16 protein-coding genes are annotated in these 17777 nt (G+C 56.6%); 2 read left to right on the top strand and 14 right to left on the bottom strand.

The genetic code is table 11. The features are described 5' to 3' along the window. Nucleotides 1-18 precede the first annotated feature (18 nt). Complete coding sequence (locus tag QOL67_RS02245; protein WP_283424311.1) at nucleotides 19-714, bottom strand: FCD domain-containing protein; 696 nt, start codon at nucleotides 712-714, stop codon at nucleotides 19-21. A gap of 139 nt (nucleotides 715-853) precedes the next feature. Beyond that, complete coding sequence (locus tag QOL67_RS02240; RefSeq protein ID WP_283424310.1) at nucleotides 854-2014, bottom strand: N-acetylneuraminate epimerase; 1161 nt, start codon at nucleotides 2012-2014, stop codon at nucleotides 854-856. Between the two features lie 337 nt (nucleotides 2015-2351). Between QOL67_RS02240 and QOL67_RS02235 the strand changes: the two genes are divergently transcribed. Continuing rightward, a complete protein-coding gene (locus tag QOL67_RS02235; RefSeq protein ID WP_283424309.1) occupies nucleotides 2352-2969 on the top strand; it encodes a 3'-5' exonuclease family protein in 618 nt (205 codons plus the stop codon). A gap of 230 nt (nucleotides 2970-3199) precedes the next feature. Here QOL67_RS02235 and QOL67_RS02230 read toward each other — a convergent pair whose 3' ends face one another. From QOL67_RS02230 to QOL67_RS02205, 6 genes are all read right to left on the bottom strand, one after another. Continuing rightward, complete coding sequence (locus QOL67_RS02230) at nucleotides 3200-3598, bottom strand: RidA family protein (RefSeq protein ID WP_283424308.1); 399 nt, start codon at nucleotides 3596-3598, stop codon at nucleotides 3200-3202. A 51-nt stretch (nucleotides 3599-3649) separates the two neighbouring features. Beyond that, entirely contained in the window at nucleotides 3650-4705 is a 1056-nt protein-coding gene (locus tag QOL67_RS02225) for a D-TA family PLP-dependent enzyme (protein ID WP_283424307.1), read from the bottom strand. Then, nucleotides 4702-6168, bottom strand: coding sequence for a M81 family metallopeptidase (locus QOL67_RS02220; protein ID WP_283424306.1), 1467 nt, complete (start codon nucleotides 6166-6168; stop codon nucleotides 4702-4704). Before QOL67_RS02220 ends, QOL67_RS02225 begins: the two co-directional genes overlap by 4 nt. Before the next feature lie 93 nt (nucleotides 6169-6261). Next, complete coding sequence (locus tag QOL67_RS02215) at nucleotides 6262-7299, bottom strand: TRAP transporter substrate-binding protein (protein ID WP_283424305.1); 1038 nt, start codon at nucleotides 7297-7299, stop codon at nucleotides 6262-6264. 32 nt (nucleotides 7300-7331) lie between these two features. Further along, the gene (locus QOL67_RS02210; RefSeq protein WP_283424304.1) at nucleotides 7332-8615 is read right to left on the bottom strand and encodes a TRAP transporter large permease; all 1284 of its coding nucleotides are present in this window, start codon (nucleotides 8613-8615) and stop codon (nucleotides 7332-7334) included. Then, nucleotides 8612-9133, bottom strand: coding sequence for a TRAP transporter small permease (locus QOL67_RS02205; protein WP_283424303.1), 522 nt, complete (start codon nucleotides 9131-9133; stop codon nucleotides 8612-8614). The genes QOL67_RS02210 and QOL67_RS02205 overlap by 4 nt, the downstream gene beginning before the upstream one ends. Before the next feature lie 191 nt (nucleotides 9134-9324). On the opposite strand from QOL67_RS02205, the gene QOL67_RS02200 reads away from it, so the two are divergent. Next, nucleotides 9325-10260 (top strand): MurR/RpiR family transcriptional regulator, encoded by a 936-nt coding sequence (locus tag QOL67_RS02200; protein WP_283424302.1) that lies wholly within the window; start codon nucleotides 9325-9327, stop codon nucleotides 10258-10260. Nucleotides 10261-10306: 46 nt separating this feature from the next. On the opposite strand, the gene QOL67_RS02195 is transcribed toward QOL67_RS02200, so the two are convergent. The 6 genes from QOL67_RS02195 to QOL67_RS02170 all read right to left on the bottom strand — a co-directional run bounded on the left by QOL67_RS02195 (nucleotide 10307) and on the right by QOL67_RS02170 (nucleotide 17670). Then, nucleotides 10307-12190: a beta-N-acetylhexosaminidase gene (locus QOL67_RS02195; protein ID WP_283424301.1), complete on the bottom strand. Its 1884-nt coding sequence runs from the start codon at nucleotides 12188-12190 to the stop codon at nucleotides 10307-10309. A gap of 127 nt (nucleotides 12191-12317) precedes the next feature. Continuing rightward, a complete protein-coding gene (locus QOL67_RS02190) occupies nucleotides 12318-13247 on the bottom strand; it encodes an ABC transporter ATP-binding protein (RefSeq protein WP_283424300.1) in 930 nt (309 codons plus the stop codon). Beyond that, a complete protein-coding gene (locus tag QOL67_RS02185) occupies nucleotides 13237-14049 on the bottom strand; it encodes an ABC transporter ATP-binding protein (RefSeq protein WP_283424299.1) in 813 nt (270 codons plus the stop codon). Before QOL67_RS02185 ends, QOL67_RS02190 begins: the two co-directional genes overlap by 11 nt. Continuing rightward, nucleotides 14046-14954 carry an ABC transporter permease gene (locus tag QOL67_RS02180; protein WP_283424298.1) on the bottom strand — a complete coding sequence of 303 codons (909 nt, stop codon included), beginning with the start codon at nucleotides 14952-14954 and terminating at the stop codon, nucleotides 14046-14048. Before QOL67_RS02180 ends, QOL67_RS02185 begins: the two co-directional genes overlap by 4 nt. Continuing rightward, a complete protein-coding gene (locus tag QOL67_RS02175; RefSeq protein WP_283424297.1) occupies nucleotides 14954-15931 on the bottom strand; it encodes an ABC transporter permease in 978 nt (325 codons plus the stop codon). The genes QOL67_RS02180 and QOL67_RS02175 overlap by 1 nt, the downstream gene beginning before the upstream one ends. Nucleotides 15932-16014: 83 nt before the next feature. Then, a complete protein-coding gene (locus QOL67_RS02170; protein ID WP_283424296.1) occupies nucleotides 16015-17670 on the bottom strand; it encodes an ABC transporter substrate-binding protein in 1656 nt (551 codons plus the stop codon). Nucleotides 17671-17777 lie beyond the last annotated feature (107 nt).

Below are 17777 nucleotides of genomic sequence, written 5' to 3'. Positions count from 1 at the left end.
ACTTCGTGTTGCTTGTCGTCAGGAGGAAACCGTTTTTTGTAGGTGATCTGACACTGCCTGTAGGGCGCCACGAATGTCGCGCGCTTGAATTGCCGCGATGATGGCTTCGTGTTCCTTGTGACTTTCCATTGGGTTCTTTTTTGATTTCTGCACCCGATCAAGAATGAGCCATTCCACCAAGGCCGTGTGTGACGAGATCAGGATCGGATTTTTGGTGACATTTACGAGCGCGCGATGAAATGCGACGTCCCCCTCGACAAATGTATTTGGTTGCCCCAACAGAGCGGCGTTTTCCGCATGCACCCCGCTGATTATGTCTATTTCGGAATCGCTGGCATGAGTGACAACAAATTGCACCACTCCTTGCTCAAAAATAAGCCGAGCCTGATTGAATTGTTCGACCCCTTTCGGGGATCCCAGAATGGAATGCGCCACATGCGATATCTGTTGAATGACAACCTGAGGGTCGGGCATTGATGTGCGCGGGCGCTCGCCTTGTTTTACTTTCAGAAAACCTCGCCACCTCAGAGATGCGATCGCTTCGCGAACACTAACCCGCCCAACATCGAACTCCGTCATCATTTCTTTTTCAGAGGGTAAAAACTCTCCCTCGTGATACTCACCACTCATAATGCGGCTCAGTATTACGTCGGCGACTGTATCCGAAACACGACGCTTGGCGGCAAGCACTTGGGAATTGGGTGTTTGGTTCATTAAGCTGACCAGGATTAGCGAATTTAGGTAAGTTTCGGGTTGTCTAACAGCCAATTAGGCTGAAAGCGAGCGCTGCAAGTTAAACTTTGTTGGGTTCTGTCGGCGATTGGCCCATTGCGAACCGCCGACAGCGCGGGCGTTAATTGGTGACAACCACTTGTTCACCGTCCCAGCTCAGTTGGAAGGCCTCTGTCCGTGCCGCACGTTCGCCATCTTCTCCGCCAACGGCCAAGATGCCTTCCGGGGTCGTGAATGTCGCGCCGTAAGCTAGACCCGTAGGCAAGTCATTGACCTGTTTGGACCAGCCTTCTTTCATCACGTAAATATCGGCGTTGAAGGCTTTCGGATAACCAGCGTGCGTAAACCATTGTTCAGCAAACCCGCGAGCGCGGGCGCCGTGGAAGTTGGCACCGCCAGCCACAATCAGTACGTCGCCTGAATACCCTGCGAATGGGCTTGCAAGACCTTCCTGCAAAGATGCTCCGACCCGTGCCGGAAGTTGCGGCATCTCTGTCCACGTCGCACCGTTGTCTTCAAAGGCAACCTGCTTGATTTTTGGAGTGCGCAGCCCCGGTTTTACTTCGCCGTTGATGAGCAAAATACCTTTGTCATTTTCAACTACGGCCGAACCTGTGTTGGGCAAGTAGGGGTTTTCACCGAGATCAGACCAAGAGTTTGTGGACACCGTGTACAACAGTACCTGTGTGTTCCAGAGATAGTCTTCGGGTGGCATACCCATGTAGTCATCCACGATCTTTTGCCACTTTTCTGGCTCTTTTTCCTTATCGGTGGTCAGGACATCATGGAGGTAGCCATCAAACAGCTCTTTGTTGTAGCCGCCGAAGATCGCGATGCGGTCCTCGTCAATTGCATAGGCCGAAGCTCCCAGCAGACCCACCGGCGTGGCGGTGTCGATCTTGGACCAAGTGTCGGCCAAAGTGTCATACGCATAAACATCAGTGAAAATGATTGGTGAGGCGTCGCCTGGGTTCGCTTTGCCGGAGCCTGAGAAAACAAAAAGCTTGTCGCCAGCCAGAGCAAATGCGGCCCCATTTGTAGATGGCCCAGGAAAAGAACTCATCGCTTTCCAACTGCGGACGTCGGATCCTAAATCCATCGAAAAAAGGGCGTCCCCAGTGGATCCTAGTCCAATAAAGGCGGTGTTGCCGTCTTGGGCAAATACGCCATTTTTGAACCCAACAGGCAAGTCCGGCCAAGCTTCGTTGGCTTGAATGGTGGTCGCCATAACCATGATCGAAGCTGCGCTAAACAGGGCGCAACACGTCTTTCCAAATAACATTTCTATCCTCCACTTATTGTTCTATGAGTGAGACTCATTATTATACCCATAAGTACATATGCGCATATGCACACTAGATGTGAGTTAGGGAGGAATCTACAAAAATTTGGGGACTAGGTGTTTTGACAGGTTGGCTTGAAGTCGTTTGCAAAACCGTTGGGGCGCGGTCTTGACCCGCTTGATGTGCATGTTTTGCAGCAATTGGTGTGGCTGCCGAAAGAAGCTGAGACCCCGGCGAGACGCGTTCACACATTCACGTAGGCGGGCCTAATGTGTTTTTTGATCTTGGGAACAAAAGGGTCGGCTCGACGGCCGATCAATGTAATGGGATAATTAAATGTCAAAAATTGTCATATTCGATACGGAATACATGTCGCGTGATGGGGCAATGTATCGCGTGTGGTCTGCAGCAAATGACCCAGATCCAATACTGGTCCAAATTGGAGCGGTCCTGGTCGACTTGCAGAGACCAGCCCGGGTCGTCAATACGCTGAACGTGATTGTAACGCCGCAAGACAGACATGGTCGTGTTTGTAAGCTCGATCCGTATTTCGTTCAGTTAACAGGTTTGACGGACCATCGATTGGACACCGAAGGCGTGTCTTTGCGCGATGCTCTAATGATGCTGGACAGTTTTTCTCTGGGCAGCGATTTTTGGAGTTGGGGCAAAGATGAGCTCTTTGCGTTGGGCATCAGCTGTTTTGTCCAGGGAGTGTGTCCCCCTATTCCGGCACAACGGTTTTTCAACCTAAAATCGGTGATGTCTTCGGCAATATCAGAGCGTGATATTGCAAACGTCAATAGCGCTGGATTGTCGCAATTCTTTGGTTTGAGCCGACCCACCTTGCGAGCCCACGATGCCCTGGGTGATGCCACGTCCCTGAGCGACGCGCTTCTTCATCTACTGGATGCAAACAAAATTGACCGTGAATGCTTCTTTAGGGCGCGGGAATGAGGGTAACCGGGTTGTGTTGATTGGTTGACAGATTAGGCAGGTAGATAGCTCTTGAGTTCGATCATGCACCGCCAATTGCCCTGTCGCAACATTATGTTTTGCTCAATCTCCAATTGAGACCCGATAGAGGACGCTACGCTTGATAGAAATGTAGGTACTATCAATTTGGCGTGAAATAGACCCGCCAGAGCGGCGGGCCAAAACACAACTTCCAGTCTTGTGACGCCTTTTTAGTCCAGTGGTTTGTAGACCATTGCGTCGATCTCCACCTTGGCATCGACCATGATCTGAGAACGCACAGTGGAGCGGGCTGGGCCGCCGTTGGGGAAGTAGCTGGCGTAGACACGGTTGAAGGTCCAAAAATCGCGGGGATCGTCGAGCCAGACGCCAACTTTGGCGATGTCTTCCAGGGTGCAGTCGGCCAGTTCTAGCGCTTTGATCAGGTTTTCCATGGTGCGGCGGGTCTGGCTTTCGATACCACCGTCTTCGATCTCGCCGTTTTCTTTCATCGCCACTTGGCCGGAGATGAAGACGAAGTCGCCGGCACGTACGGCCGGGGCAAATGGCAGAGGCTGTCCACCGGCACCGGTGCGATCATCTCCGAGGCGTACGATTTTTTTGCTGCTCATGTCTTGGAGTCCTTGTGTTTGGTTAAAAGAGAAATGGTTTGGGCGCGGGGGTCACCAGACCTTGCCGCGCGCGGCAACGGGATGGGGACCGAGCTGGGTTTCTTCACGTATCAGTTGCACCTCATCCATCATATTGGTCACCACGCAGGCATGGTTAGGGATGATGCGCAGGCGGTCGCCGACGGTGAGGTTTATGGTTTCAGCGGTCAGGATGCCGTGCTCTTCGGCGAGGCCGGAAATTGTGATGTCAGGGCGGCCAATGACTTTGCCGTGTCCCTGCAGGCCAAGCAGATCGGACGTCAGCACTTTGGAGCCTGCGTCGATGATGGCGCGTGAGCCGTCTGGCACGGAAACCACGGTGGCCAGAACGGTGAGGGCGCAATCGTCCTCGGTGCAGACACCATGGGCCACAAGGGAGCGGTCATTATAGATGTAGGTGCCAATCCGGTACTCGGTGGCGATCGGCACGTCGTGGGCCAACCACATGCCAGGGGAGCTGCCGATGGAGACCACTGGGACCATAAGGCCGGACGCGGAGATGAGATCAGTGGCTGAGGACAGCCAATTTTGCACAGCGGCTTCCTGTCCCGTTGGGGGATGAGTCATCAGGCCACCAAAGGTCAGACCGGGTTGTGCGTCGGTATAGGCTGCAAGATCGGCGGCCTGTTCCGAGGTCATCACGCCACAGCGCGCGCCGCCGGTGTCACATTCTACAAGCACCGTTAAGGGTGTTGAGGCCCCGGCAAATGTGTCGGAAAGGCCATCCACGGTTGCCTTGCTGTCAGCAATGACGCTGAGGCGGACCTTTTCTGAAAGTTCGCGCAGGCGGGCCAATTTGTCAGCCCCGAGAATGTTGTACGTTATCAGCACGTCTTCGATGCCGCCGTCGGCTATCATGGCCTCAGCCTCACTGACTTTTTGGCAACAAATACCAACCGCACCCGCCTCGAGCTGGCGTTTTGCCAGCATAGGCAGTTTGTGAGTTTTGATGTGCGGCCGCAGATGTAATTTTTGATCGGTGCAGTAGGCCTGGTAGCGATCGATGTTGGCCTCGGCGATGTTGAGGTCAATCAGGACTGCTGGGGTGTCGATGGATGGGAATGTCATGCCAGTGCCTCTTCATGCGGCGCCTCAACAATGGGCCACAGCGGGCGCGTCAGGCGGGTGTAAGGAGTCGTGGTTGGGTCGTTTGGATACGGGCCGTTGACGGCCGCATACAGGATGTCTGCGGCAACCGGAGCAAAGGCGCCGTGGAAGTGGTTGGTCGATTTCACCGCCACAACCTGCTTGGCAGCAATGTCGATGCCAAGGTTGGTGAACAGGTCCGGTGAAAAGGTTTGAGAGCGGTTGGAGTTGAGCACCACATTGATGCCATTCACGTCGATCACCGCGCAGTCACCCAGCGGCACAATCGAGTCGCCAAAGCTTTGCACAGCGTCAGTGGCCACCTTCAGAACGGTTACGGTTGCGTCGATTGGCGCGCCTGCGTGGGCGGAGGTCTTGCCCCCAAACCGCAGGTCGAATTCTGCGCCTTCGCCAGCCGCGTGGCACAGACGGACGGCCATTGGGTCCCAGATGGTGCCAAGCGCCATATTGGCGACGTTCGTGTCCAGCGCCGCTTGCAGCAGGATGGTAGAGTCACCAGCAACACCGCCACCGGGATTGTCCCAGACATCCGCGATGATCACTGGGCCGGTGCTTGCAGAGGTTGCGCTGGTGAGGGCGTCTTCGACCGTCAGAAACTCCGGCTTTGTCGTGCCGCGAAAAGAGAATAGCTCCAAGCCAAGCTCGCGCGCCAACTGGGTGCCTGCTGGTTTGTCCCCATTGCTGATCACAATGATCTTGGCGCCGAGGTCCGGGGAGTCGCCCGCCATAAAGCCGTGGATGGTGGAGATTGACAGGGCCGAGCCATCTGCCTCGAGCGCCATCATCTTGTCCACAAAGCCACGCATCGGGTGGCGGCTGGTGGGCAGCACGTCCATCATGCGTACATCAAACACAGAGATCTGCGGAATGATCTCGCCACGGGCGGCGCGCAGGGTCAGGTCAACACAGGCTTCGCCGGTTTCGACAAAATCCGTGTGGGGAAATTCTTTGAACACCGTGATGATGTCGGCGTTTTTCACGCGTTTGTCGCTGAGGTGGCTGTGCGGGTCAAAGGTCACGCCAATGGTGACGGCAGGGCCGACAATATCGCGCACAGCTTCGAGTAAGGTGCCTTCGCAATCGACACACCCATCAGCAATCATCGCGCCATGCAGACCCAGGACAACGGCTTCAACTGGCAGGGCGGCTCTCAGCTGATCCAGCACCTCTTCGCGCAGGCGATCCCAAGTGCGCGCGTTCACCAATCCGCCGGGCTCGGCCCAGGTGGCGGTGCCTTCGATCAGCTCAACCTCGCCTGCGTTGGCGCGCTTGCGAAGAGCGGGAAAAACCGCGCTACATAGCGTTGGAGTCTCTGGGTGTTCTCCGGGTGGGGCATAAAAGCTCTGTGCAAAATCAGCAAAATCGGTGCGCAACGGCGAAAAAGTGTTGGTTTCGGTGGCAACCGAAGCACAGAAAACCCGCATGGTTTGGTCCTTTGTTAATCAAGTCGGGCAAGCATCACACAGGATGCTTGCCCAAGTCCCCACCCATAATTGGAGGTGCGGGGTGGGATCGGTTTAATCGAGGTAGCTGGCAGCGTTGGCCGCAGAAACCTCAGCCTTGAACTTGGCGAGAAGCTCACCGGCGCGGGCGTCCATGTTTTCCGCAACATGGGATTCAAACGCAGGCTGCGCGGCACCTGCCATGGCGGCACGCTGTTCTGCGGACAGAGCGGTCACTTCGATTTTGTCCATCAGGCCCGCCAGACCACGATCAGAGGCTTCGATGATACGGGACAGGCCACGGCTTGCAGCCACACAGTTTTCTGCTGCGGTGTGAATGGTGGCACGCTCGCTGTCGCTCAGGCCTTCATAAAATGCGCGGTTGATCATGAAAGTGTATGGCGAGAACAGGTGGTTGGTCAGGGTCATGTGCTTTTGCACTTCGGCGAAGTTGGCAAAAGAGATGATTGGCACCGGGTTCATCTGACCGTCGATCACGCCGGTTTGCAGGCCGGAGTAGACTTCGCCCCAAGACAATGGATAGGCCTCTGCGCCCAAAGACTGCATGATCTTCTGATGCGATGGCAGGGTCATGGTGCGGATGCGGATGCCTTCGAAGTCTTTCAGGTCGGCAATCGCGTGTTTGGAGTTGGTCACGGCGAAGAAACCGCCGGTGTCCGGGAAGCCCAGAACCACAACGTCGCCCAGTTCTACTTCGATGTCAGCGGCCAGTTCTTTGCCAAAGTCACCGTCAAACACTTCGTAGGTGGAAGCGTTGCCGTTGAAGGCAAATGGCAGGTTCAGCACGTCGATACGTGGGTAGTAGCTGGCCAGCGCGCCAGTGGAGGTCAAGGTGGCTTGAATGATGCCATCGCGGACCTGCTGCACATGCTCTGCGGCGGAACCCAGTTGGTTGGAGCCGAAGACTTCAACGGAGACCGAGCCGTTGGTGTCGGCTGTCACGATGTTGGAGAACACGGCGGTACAGGCGTGGGCCGGGTTTTCAAACGGGTCTGTTTTGTTGTCGTGGCCAAATTTGATCACGCCGCCAGCGGATGCGCTGGTCGCGGTCATTGTCGCGGCGATTGCCAGACCTTTGATAAGTGTTTTCATGGGTTCCTCCCGTTGGGTTTAGTTTTTGGTGGTTATTGTGCAAAGCCGAGCATTCGGGGCAGCCAGAGCGCGGCGTCCTCCCAGAAGGCAAAGGCAAAAAGAATAGCGACTTCCGCGAGCAAAAACGGAATCAGCTTGATGGAGATGCGTTCCAGTTTTTCGCCGGTGACCGAGGATAAGACAAAGAGGCAGGCACCGACCGGTGGCGTCATCAACGAGATGTTCAGTGCCAGCACAAAAATGATGCCTGCGTGGATCGGCTCGAGGCCAACCTGTTCGGTCAGCGGCACTAGGACCGGGGCCAAGATGATCAGGATGGCGGTGATGTCCATCACCATGCCAACCAGCAGCAAGAGACCAATGATGATGGCGATCACAGCATAGCGGTTGTCAGAAAGACCCAGCACGGTTTCCGCGATCAGTTGTGGGATGCGCTCAAAGCTCATCCACCAGCCAAGGATGCCAGCAAAGGCGATGATGACAAAGATCACGCCGGTGATGCGCGCGGTACGCACCAACATGCCGTAGAAGCCTTTGATGGTCAGGGTGCGGTAAACAAACACGCCGATGAACACCGCATAGGCCACGGCGATTGATGCCGCTTCGGTGGGGGTGACGATGCCACCCAAGATACCGCCGAGGATGATGACGGGCATGGCGAGCGCGGTGAGGGAAGAGACAAAGGTGTCCCTCATTTCGCGTGGCGTGGCTCCACGCACAGCTTTGGGCAGGTTTTCACGCTTGCCGCCAATGGCGATGACGCACATGCAAACAAGGCAGATCACGAGGCCGGGGAGGACACCGGCTGCAAACAGGCCTGCAATCGAAACGCCCATTAGGGAACCATAGACCACCATCAGGCCGGAAGGCGGAATGGTGGGGCCGATGATGGAGCCGGCGGCGGTCACGGCGCAGGCGTAATCCCGTTTGTAGCCTTCTTTCACCATCGCGGGGACCAACGTGCGGCCAAAGGCGGCGGCGTCAGCGGTGGCAGAGCCGGTGAGGCCGGCGAAAAAGACCGAGGCGAGCATGTTGGTGTGGGCCAAGCCGCCACGGAAGCGACCAACCAGCACTTGCGCCAGCTTCACCAAGCGGTTGGTGATGCCGATGTCATTCATAATCTCCCCAGCTAGGATGAAAAACGGCATCGCAAGGAATGGGAAAATGTTCAGGCCGTTAAAAACCTTGCTTGGGCCGATGGCGAGAAACTGTGTGCCAGCCATGTCGATCAGACCCACAACACCTGCCAAGCCAATGGCAAAGCCAATGGGCATGCCAAACAAGATGAGCAGCACAAATGTGATGGCGACAATCATGAGGTTTCCTCTTCGAGGTGATCAGAGAAGGGCGGATTGTCGATATGCGTGCCCAGGTCGCGCAACAAAACGAGCGCAAGCTGAAGAGAGGATAAGATCGCGGCCACTGGGATCGCGGCATAGAAAGGCGCGAGGCTGACACCAAAGATCATCGCCTGACGTGGGGCGCCGGATTGGGCAAAGGCGATGCCATACCATGCCACGTAGAGGAACAGCGCCAGAGCAATGATGTCCATTAGGATCAAAACGGCGCGGCGGACTTGATATGGCAGAACCATGATAAAGGCCGTCAGGCCAATGTGGTCGCGCCGGGCAATGCCGGATGACACCGCCAACATCGCGGCCCAGATCATCAGATAGCGGGCCAGCACTTCTGGCCACGGCAGTTGCCAGTGAAAGAAGTAGCGGTCGACCACTCCGAGCCAGACATCAAGCACCAAAGCCAGCATCAGGGCTGCAACAATGGCCTCAACCACTTTGTTGATCTTCGCGCTGGCAGTTTCTGCCCAGTGACGCATCGGCCCCCTCCCCTTGAACGATATGTGTACTTTAGGTACGTATATTTTCAAATTCGGCGGGCAATCAAGCATTATTCGTTACTAAGGTACATAATTGGCAGCAAGTCGCCGTAACTAAAGGGAGGTTTTTGTCCTGTTTGACGCGAAAATGTATCTGAATTACATATCGTTGAGCGAGATGTGAGGCTGATGTGACCGATAACGCCACCGAATCGAATCTGGACAACCTGCCTCCCAAAAAGGGACGCGCCGGAGCGGGTGATGTGATCTCCGCGCTGCATCACCACGACGGCAAGCTGGCGACGCAGGAGCAAAAGGTGGCCAATTACGTCAAAGCACACCTCGAAGATGTCAGTTCCATGAACATAGCGGAATTGGCCAAACACTGTGAGGTCAGCACGCCCACAGTGATCCGGTTTTGTCGGACGTTGGGCTGTGATGGCTTCCGGGAATTTAAGCTGAGGTTGGCACAAAACCTGGCGGTCAGCCGACAATATCTCTCCGCCGATCCGCTGCCAGCCCCGGCTGCAGGTGACACGGCGGTTGATCAAATTCTCGCGGCGCTGTTTGCCGCCACAAATACGATGCGCCACCAGATTGACTCCGATGTGATGGAGCAGGCAAAAGCCGCGCTGCTGGACACCCAACATGTGTTGTTTGCCGGGATTGGTGGGGGATCGTCCAATGTGTCCCAAGAGGCCGCCAACCGGTTTTTCCGTCTTGGCATCCCGTCGGTGTCCACCAGCGACAGCTATATTCTGCAGATGCGGGCGGCGACGTTGAAGGCGGGTGACGTCTTGTTTCTAATTTCGGCCAGCGGCGAGGCTGATGCCATTGTCGGCGCGGCGGAAATTGCTGGTGGATATGGTGCGACCACGATTTGCATCACCAAGCCGGGCACGCGTTTGGCCGATGCGTGCAGCATTCCAATTGTGGTGGATTTGCCGGAAGATCGTGACATCCACAAACCGACAGCCTCGCGGTATGTGCATATGATTCTGGTCGATGCGCTGGCGATGGCAGTGGCGCAAGGCATGGCGTCGGAGACCACGGAAAACTTGCGCCGCATTCGGGCGTCTTTGACGGCCTATCATGGTCGGACCGGACCACAGCCGCTGGGCGACTAAGTTGTAAATTGAAAAAGCCCCCAACCAATGGCTGGGGGCTCTCTAGTTAAAGGCGTGGCATCAGTTCCGCCAGCGCGGCGAAGCGCTCAAAGGATTTGTTCTCAGCCTCGCTCCACCCCGCTTCGGCAATGGCGTTCAGGCGCGGGTAAATCATGTGATTACGACGCTCCAACGTCGTGAGATGTTCGCTCCACATGCAGCCTTGAACCCCTTTGAGACGACCCTGAAGTGCGGTGTCACCGTTGTCCGCTTCAAAGGCATAAGTTTTGTCCAACGGGGTGAACCCCGCCCAGCTGGCGCCCGGCGCGTACCACGCATCGGACAGCGCCATGTCGAGGTAGTAGGCCTGACCCGGCGTGCTGACCACATCGTATCCATCGTTGGCCAGTTCTGCGGTTTTTTCCACGGTGGTCCAAGCGAACAAAAGGCTCTTCTCCGGGTCCAGACCGCCGCCATGGGCGACCTCTTCCCAGCCCCCCAGTTTGCGACCGCGGTCGGCGAGGAAATCCTGAATTTGACGCAGGAAATAGGCTTGGAGCTCGTGGGTGCCTTTGAGGCCGGTCTCGCGCATCATGGCTTGCGCTTTGGGGGATTGCATCCAAGCGTCTTCGGCCACTTCGTCACCGCCAATGTGAACGACCTCAAACGGGAAGATGTCGAGCACCTCTTCGAGCACTTTGGTGGCAAAGGTGTAGGAGCCTTCGATTGCCGGGTTGAGCGCATTGTTGGCGTAGCCTTGCACCGACCAGTAGCTTTCCGGCTCTTCGGAATCGACCAGCTCTGGCAATGCGCCAAGGACGCAGGCGCAGTGGCCCGGCACGTCAATTTCCGGCATCACTTCGACCCCCAGCATGGCGGCATGAGCCACCACATGGCGCGCATCGTCTTGGGTGTAGAAACCACCTTGCCCAGCAACATCGGCACCAAGCTGTGGCAGAACAGGCAGGTCCATGCCGGTGAATGCTGCGACCTCGGTGAGTTGCGGATAGGCTTTGATTTCCAACCGCCAGCCTTCGTCATCGGTCAGGTGCCAATGAAAGCGGTTCATCTTGTGCCAGGCCATGATGTCCACGTAGCGCAGCACTTGCTCCATCGGATAGACTTGACGTGAGACATCGAGATGCGCTCCGCGCCATTCGTGGCGGGGGGCGTCGGAGATTTCGCCGGTGAACGGCACGCCGTAATTGACTGCGTTCTGATAGGCGTTGGTCAGGGTTTGGGCCAGTGTGATCAGGCCGTAGAGAAGCCCTTGATTGGTGGCGTGGGACAGCGTGGGCTGACCATTTTGCCAAGTGATGCGGTAGGCCTCATTTCCAAGTGACGAGTCGGTTGTGATCTGTAGCTGCGGCACGTCGTCTTTTGCCGTCAGAACAAAAGGCACTGGCGCGAGAGGGTACAGCCGACGGGTGAGGTCGGCGACATGGGAGACCGCTTGAATGGTGGCAAGATCGCGCTGCGCCACGGCATAGTGCATGGGAGCGTTGGCGCACCAGTGGCTCACCTCAACCCGGTTGGGTTGTGGAAGCACTCCGCAGGACAAGGCTGCGTTTTCCGTTGGCGTGGCTTTGCCAAGTGCAGCGGGCGCTTGCAACTCGCTCGCAAAGACAGGCACGAGCGTGCCGTCCTCAAGCACCACGCCCGCTGATTTCGGGCCCTCGTTGGAGTGTTGCGCCGGACGGGTGAGGCTCTGCTCGGTGAAGCGCCAGGTTTCACCAGGGTTCAGCACATAACCGTCTTCCGAGGTGTATTCGTGGAAGTTGGCCTGACGCCGAACAAGTGTAGCACCAGTGCAGCGCGATGGGCGCAGGGTGCGCACAAGGGTGGTGTAAACCAGACGCGGGTTGGTGACAGGGGTGTCACCGCAGTTGATCAGGGCAAACTCCATGGCGCCGTCTTCTGCGTGCCAGAGGCTATCGAGGTGGAAGTGCATTTCTATCGTCCTGTTGGTTGGATGACTAAGGCAGTGTCAAAAAGAGTACGCATGGGTGGCGATATATACCCCTGTTCGGAGCGGTGGATCACAATGGCGGCGCAGGCTGAAGAGTGTCGCCAGCATGTCAGACATGTGCCATCTCCGTGTGTTCAGCAATGAAATGACCGGGGTTGATTTCGCACAGCGCGCTTACCACCTGGGTACTGGCCTCACGTACCAGTTTGGCCTGGGCAGCAAATCCAGCGTCGCTGCCGGTGAGCCGCACCTCCGGATTAGGACCAGCGGCGCGTAAAAGCTTGGTGTAGCCGTGCTGCGGATTGCCAACAACTTGAGACGTTGGGCCTTTTTCGACCACTTGGCCGCGAAACATCACAGCCGTATCTTCGGCCAAGTATTCAGCGGTGGCAATGTCGTGAGTTATGTAAAGGATCGACAGACCGTGCTCAGACTTGAGGCGCTGCATCAAACCAAGAACTGATTTTCGGATCGAAACATCCAGCATTGAGGTTGGCTCATCCGCCACAATCATCCTTGCCTTCACAGCCAAAGCCCGTGCGAAGTTCACCCGCTGGCGTTGGCCGCCGGACAGTTCATGTGGGAACTTGCCTGGGGTCGAGGCCGGGTCCAACTCTACGTCTTTCAGGATGGCTTGCAGTGCAGTGTCCGGATCGGCTTCTGGTTGATGCAACGCCAAAGCGCGCAGCAGGTGGTGTCGAATGGTATGGGCTGGGTTCAGAGAGGAGAACGGGTCTTGGAACACCATTTGCACCGCTTGGCGGTAGCGCTTTTGATCCGCTTTGGCGGTCATGCCAGAGATGTCATTGCCTTCAAACAAAATGCGCCCGGACGTGGGGGCGTGAACGCCGACGATCATTTTGCCAAAGGTGCTTTTTCCGGAGCCACTTTCGCCGACCAAAGCCAGGGCGCGGCCTGGCAGGAGGTCCAGCGACACATTACGAAGCGCGTTGACCGCCGAGGCGCGGCCGAAGACCGGGCGCACGGCGAAAGTTTTGCTTAGATTTTCAAGGCTGAGGATCGGGGTGTCAGACGGCATGGGCCATTCCTTCCGGACGCTGGGCGAGGAGCGGCATCGCGTCCCATAGGCTTCGGGTGTAGTCGCGCTTTGGCGCAGTGACGATTTGTGATGTGGTGCCAATTTCCACAATCTTGCCTTCGCGCATGATGCCGATGCGGTCCGAAATCTGTGCCATCAAGGCGATGTCATGGGTGATGAACAGAACGGAAAAGCCGAGCTCGTCTTTCAAGCGCAGCACCTCTTGCAGGATTTCACGCTGCACCACCACATCGAGCGCGGTGGTAGGTTCGTCCATGATAATGAGTTTGGGTTTGAGCGTGAGCGCCAAAGCCAAAGCAACCCGCTGGCGCATGCCGCCGGAGAGCTGATGCGGATGGGCGTGCATTCGGTCAGACGGGATGCCCACCATCTCAAGCATCTGTGCAATACGTTCTTGCGCCTGCGCTTTGGACACTGTGCCATGGGCGCGGAGCATGTCGTAGAACTGCCGGAAGATGGTCATCACCGGGCTAAGCGAGTTCATCGCGCTTTGGAACACCATGGAGACCTCCGACCAACGCCAGGCGCGCAGCTCTTTGTCACCAAAGGAGAGTACATCGCGGCCTTCAAACAGGATGTGACCGTTGCGCACCAGTGCTGGCGGTTTGTGCAGGCGCATCAGTGCGTAGGCCACTGTGCTTTTGCCACAGCCGGACTCTCCGGCGAGGCCGAGGATTTCGTTGGGCTGGATCTCAAACGAAATGTCGCGCACCGCAGTAAAGGGCTCACCAGCAGTAAGATAGTCGATGCGAAGGTCTTTGACAGAAAGTAGAGGGCTCATTGGTTGGCCTCCTGCATGCGCTGACGGGTCAGTCGTTTCTCGATGCGCAGGGTTTTGGCCACGTTGCCAAGGGTGCGCATGCGTGGGTTGGCAATTTCATCGACACCAAAGTTCATCAGAGACAGACCAATCCCGATCAGGACAATCGCGGCACAGGGGGCCAGCACTTCCCACCAGGCGCCAACCATAATGGCGGAAGCGGTTTGCGCGTTATAGAGCATGGTGCCCCAGGAGGTGGCGAGTGGGCTGCCGAGGCCAAGGAATTCGAGCGTGGCTTCGGTGATGATGGTGAAAATCACGGAGCCGATGAAATTGAAGCCTATGATCGACAGCAGGTTGGGCAACATTTCCACCAAGATCATACGCCAGTTTGGCTCCCCTATCATTGCGGAGGCTTGAATGAAGTCGCGGGTTTTCAGCGACATGGCTTGAGCACGTGTGACACGTGCGCCCCACGCCCAAGATGTCAGGCCGATAATGAGGGCAATGGCCCAGGGCCCCACTTGGCCAAGGAAGGCAGCAAGCACCAGCAGCAGCGGCAGTTGCGGCAGAACCAGCACAACGTTGGTCAAGAAATTCAGAATGTCATCGACCCAGCCGCCAAAATAAGCAGCGGTGATGCCGATGGCGGTGCCAATGGCGGTGACAATCAGGCCGGCAACGATGCCCACCATGAGCGACGTGCGGGTGCCCCAGATCAGCTGGCTGAACACGTCGCGGCCCATGCGGGTGGTGCCGAGCCAATGTTCCGCCGACGGCGCTTGGTGTGGTCGACCTACTCGGGCAACAGGATCAAACGGCGCAATGAGAGGCGCAAAGATCGCAATCGCCACATAGATCAGCACAATGGTCAGACCGATGGCGGCTTTGCGGTTGCGCAGGAAGGTGCGGAGAAGATCAGACATCAGGCCCTCTTCAATCGGGGATCAAGGAAGACATAGGCCAGGTCTACCGCAAAGTTTGCGAGCAGCATGGCAAGTGTCATGATGAGCAACTGGCCTTGGATTAGCGGGAAATCACGCCCAACAATGCCAAGATACAAAAGGTTGCCGACACCAGGGTAGTTGAACACCACCTCGGTGATAAGCGAGCCGCCAAACAGCGCGCCAAAGCTAAGTGCCAGAGCGGTCACAGATGGCAGCAGTGCGTTGCGCGCGGCATAAGCGTAACGCACGCGCGCATCACTCAGGCCTTTGGCCTCGGCCATGGCAAGGTAGTCTTCGCCAAGCTGGCCAATCATGTTGTTACGCATGGTGATCAGGTAGCCGCCGATCAATACGACGCTGAGTGTGACCACCGGCAGGAAGCCATGGTAGAGAACCGACGAGATAAACTCCCAGTTCCAGGCAGGATCTAGACTCGGGTTGAAGGCGTAGGACGTCGGGAAGACACGGTTTTGTACCGCAAGGAAGTAGAGACCGCAGAGAGCCACCACCACGGCTGGCACGGATTGCAGTGCCAAGGCGGTTGGGGAGGCAATCACGTCGGTGAGCTGTCCGCGCCGCCAAGCGGCCAAGATGCCCAGCAGCGTGCCGATGGAAAAGGAAATCAACAGGGCAGAGCCAGTGAGGAAGAGGGTCCACGGCAAAGCCTGCATCAGCACATCGGCCACTGGCATCGGGTAAAACTTGATCGACAGGCCAAAGTCCCAAGTGAAGATCGAGCCGAGGTAGGCAAAATACTGTTCGTGCAAAGGAGCGTCGATAAAGCCGAAAGTTGCCATCAGCGCGTCGCGGGCCTCTGGCGCAATCATGCCACCGGAGTTGGCCAGCATGATGTCGGCCGGGTTACCGGGCAGCATGCGGGGGATCATGAAGTTGAAGGTCGCAGCCACAAGAAAGGCCACGCCGTAGAAGCCAAGCCGCTTCAATAGAAAACGCATCAGGTCAAACCATCTGTCGGAAGGGAAGTATCGTGCCAAAAGCGGGGCCACTCATCTGGTGAGCAGCCCCGAAGGTAGGGAGTTTATTCCACCGGGCGCAGGTTCAGCAGGTGCACCAGACGAGCGGGGTTAGTTTTGTGTACCACCGGGTTGGCCACTGGGTTCTCAGAGTTGAAAAAGCCGGCGAAACGCTTGGTGTTGTACTGATACCAGCGTGGATTGTTGAAGACGTAGGCCAGCGGCATGTCCTCGCCAATGATCTCCTGTACCTCAGCCATAATCACCATCTGTTTTTCAGTGTCGCTGGTCTGCGTGAAGGCATCCAGAAGGTCACTTAGCTCCGTGTTGTAATACCGTGAGGCTGCAAAGCGTGATTTGGCTTGGTTGTCCTCGTGTAATGAGTCGAGGTACTGGTTGAACGGTGTCGCGCCGACGCGGACTGAGTTGATGGCCATGTCGTACTCACCGGTGATGAGCTTCTCAGTCCAGATCGCAGCTTCAGGTGTCGACACATTGGCCTTGATGCCTGCTGCGTTCAGGCCTTCAACTGCGATTTGGCAGCTGTTGACCCAGTCGGTCCAACCGTTTGGCACGATGACTTCGAGCTCGATCTGTTCGCCTTCTGGGGATTCGACAAAGCCGTCGCCGTCGGTGTCTTTAAAGCCGGCATCGGCCAAAAGCGCTTTGGCTGCGTCGATGTTGTATTGGGTAAAGGCACCAAATTTTTCATCCACCTCGGCGTTGTTCCAAGCGTGAAAAGCGCGGCCAAGACCGGAGGGGTATTGGTTGATGGTTGGGTAACCGTATCCTGCAATTTCGACCATTGCTTCGCGATCAAATGCCATGGACACGGCGCGGCGGAAATTCACATTGTTGAACGCGGCTTTGTCACCAGCCTCAGGCGCTTCGAAGTTCATATAGAAGGCCACAAGCGAGCCGCCCGGAAGCCAGTAGCTGTGGTGCTCTGGGTCTTTGGCGACAAAGGTGTTGTCGATGTCTGGCAGGAAGGAGCCCATCCAATCAAGTTGTCCGTTGGCGGCAGCCGCCAGTGCCTGATCGTTGTTGGCGATCTGAGGGAAGCGCATGCAGTCCACTTTCAGGCTGTCGGCATCCCAATAGTTAGCATTGCGACACTGTGTGTATTCCTGCGGAGTAAAACGGCGGATTTCGGTCAGCGGACCGGAGCCAACCGGATCTGGGTTGGTGAAGGTCACAGGATCATCAACGCCGCTCCAGACGTGTTCAGGCACAATTGGCACCCGCACGATTTGGTACATCGCTTGGCTGGAAGGTGTGGCAAGGTTGAAGCGCACGGTTTTGTCGTCAATTTTTTCAACGCCAGACAGCATCTGGGCCATGCCCACGCTGTCTAGAGCTGGGGTACTCAGGGCCAAATCGAAGGATTTGATCACGTCGTCAGCGGTGAAATCTTCTCCATCAGACCACTGTACGCCATCGCGCAGGGTCACGGTGATGCTGCTGAGGTCATCTGTGTAGTCAAACGCGGTGGCCAAACGGTAGATCGGCTTGCCACCATCTATGGCATTAAAAATGATCAGCGGTTCGTACATGAAATGTAAAACGGAGGGCGCCGCGGTGGTCTGGTTGAACGGGTTGAAGTTTTCCACCCATGCAGTGACCTGATCCGGCAGTGCGGTGAGCACAGTTTCTTCAGCCTGAGCGGCAGTGGACCAAGCCGCAACCGAAGCCAGAAGCCCGGCGGTAACCTTAAAATTCATTTTGTCTCTCCCTGTGTAGGTGGGTTGTCCCACCTTATATCAATCCGCCGGATGGCCCCAATTTTTGGACCTCACGATACAAATCATGGTTGCAATTGGTCTCCTCG

The organism is Shimia sagamensis (genome assembly GCF_900182745.1).
Taxonomy (GTDB): domain Bacteria; phylum Pseudomonadota; class Alphaproteobacteria; order Rhodobacterales; family Rhodobacteraceae; genus Shimia; species Shimia sagamensis.
The sequence above is the reverse complement of the archived record's forward strand: the minus strand, read 5'-3'. Positions and strand labels throughout refer to the sequence as shown.

Bases quoted from the DNA above. Each gene is read 5' to 3' on its own strand.
- QOL67_RS02245 (WP_283424311.1), bottom strand. From the start codon at position 714: ATGAACCAAACACCCAATTCCCAAGTGCTTGCCGCCAAGCGTCGTGTT.
- QOL67_RS02240 (WP_283424310.1), bottom strand. From the start codon at position 2,014: ATGTTATTTGGAAAGACGTGTTGCGCCCTGTTTAGCGCAGCTTCGATC.
- QOL67_RS02235 (WP_283424309.1), top strand. From the start codon at position 2,352: ATGTCAAAAATTGTCATATTCGATACGGAATACATGTCGCGTGATGGG.
- QOL67_RS02230 (WP_283424308.1), bottom strand. From the start codon at position 3,598: ATGAGCAGCAAAAAAATCGTACGCCTCGGAGATGATCGCACCGGTGCC.
- QOL67_RS02225 (WP_283424307.1), bottom strand. From the start codon at position 4,705: ATGACATTCCCATCCATCGACACCCCAGCAGTCCTGATTGACCTCAAC.
- QOL67_RS02220 (WP_283424306.1), bottom strand. From the start codon at position 6,168: ATGCGGGTTTTCTGTGCTTCGGTTGCCACCGAAACCAACACTTTTTCG.
- QOL67_RS02215 (WP_283424305.1), bottom strand. From the start codon at position 7,299: ATGAAAACACTTATCAAAGGTCTGGCAATCGCCGCGACAATGACCGCG.
- QOL67_RS02210 (WP_283424304.1), bottom strand. From the start codon at position 8,615: ATGATTGTCGCCATCACATTTGTGCTGCTCATCTTGTTTGGCATGCCC.
- QOL67_RS02205 (WP_283424303.1), bottom strand. From the start codon at position 9,133: ATGCGTCACTGGGCAGAAACTGCCAGCGCGAAGATCAACAAAGTGGTT.
- QOL67_RS02195 (WP_283424301.1), bottom strand. From the start codon at position 12,190: ATGCACTTCCACCTCGATAGCCTCTGGCACGCAGAAGACGGCGCCATG.
- QOL67_RS02190 (WP_283424300.1), bottom strand. From the start codon at position 13,247: ATGCCGTCTGACACCCCGATCCTCAGCCTTGAAAATCTAAGCAAAACT.
- QOL67_RS02185 (WP_283424299.1), bottom strand. From the start codon at position 14,049: ATGAGCCCTCTACTTTCTGTCAAAGACCTTCGCATCGACTATCTTACT.
- QOL67_RS02180 (WP_283424298.1), bottom strand. From the start codon at position 14,954: ATGTCTGATCTTCTCCGCACCTTCCTGCGCAACCGCAAAGCCGCCATC.
- QOL67_RS02175 (WP_283424297.1), bottom strand. From the start codon at position 15,931: ATGCGTTTTCTATTGAAGCGGCTTGGCTTCTACGGCGTGGCCTTTCTT.
- QOL67_RS02170 (WP_283424296.1), bottom strand. From the start codon at position 17,670: ATGAATTTTAAGGTTACCGCCGGGCTTCTGGCTTCGGTTGCGGCTTGG.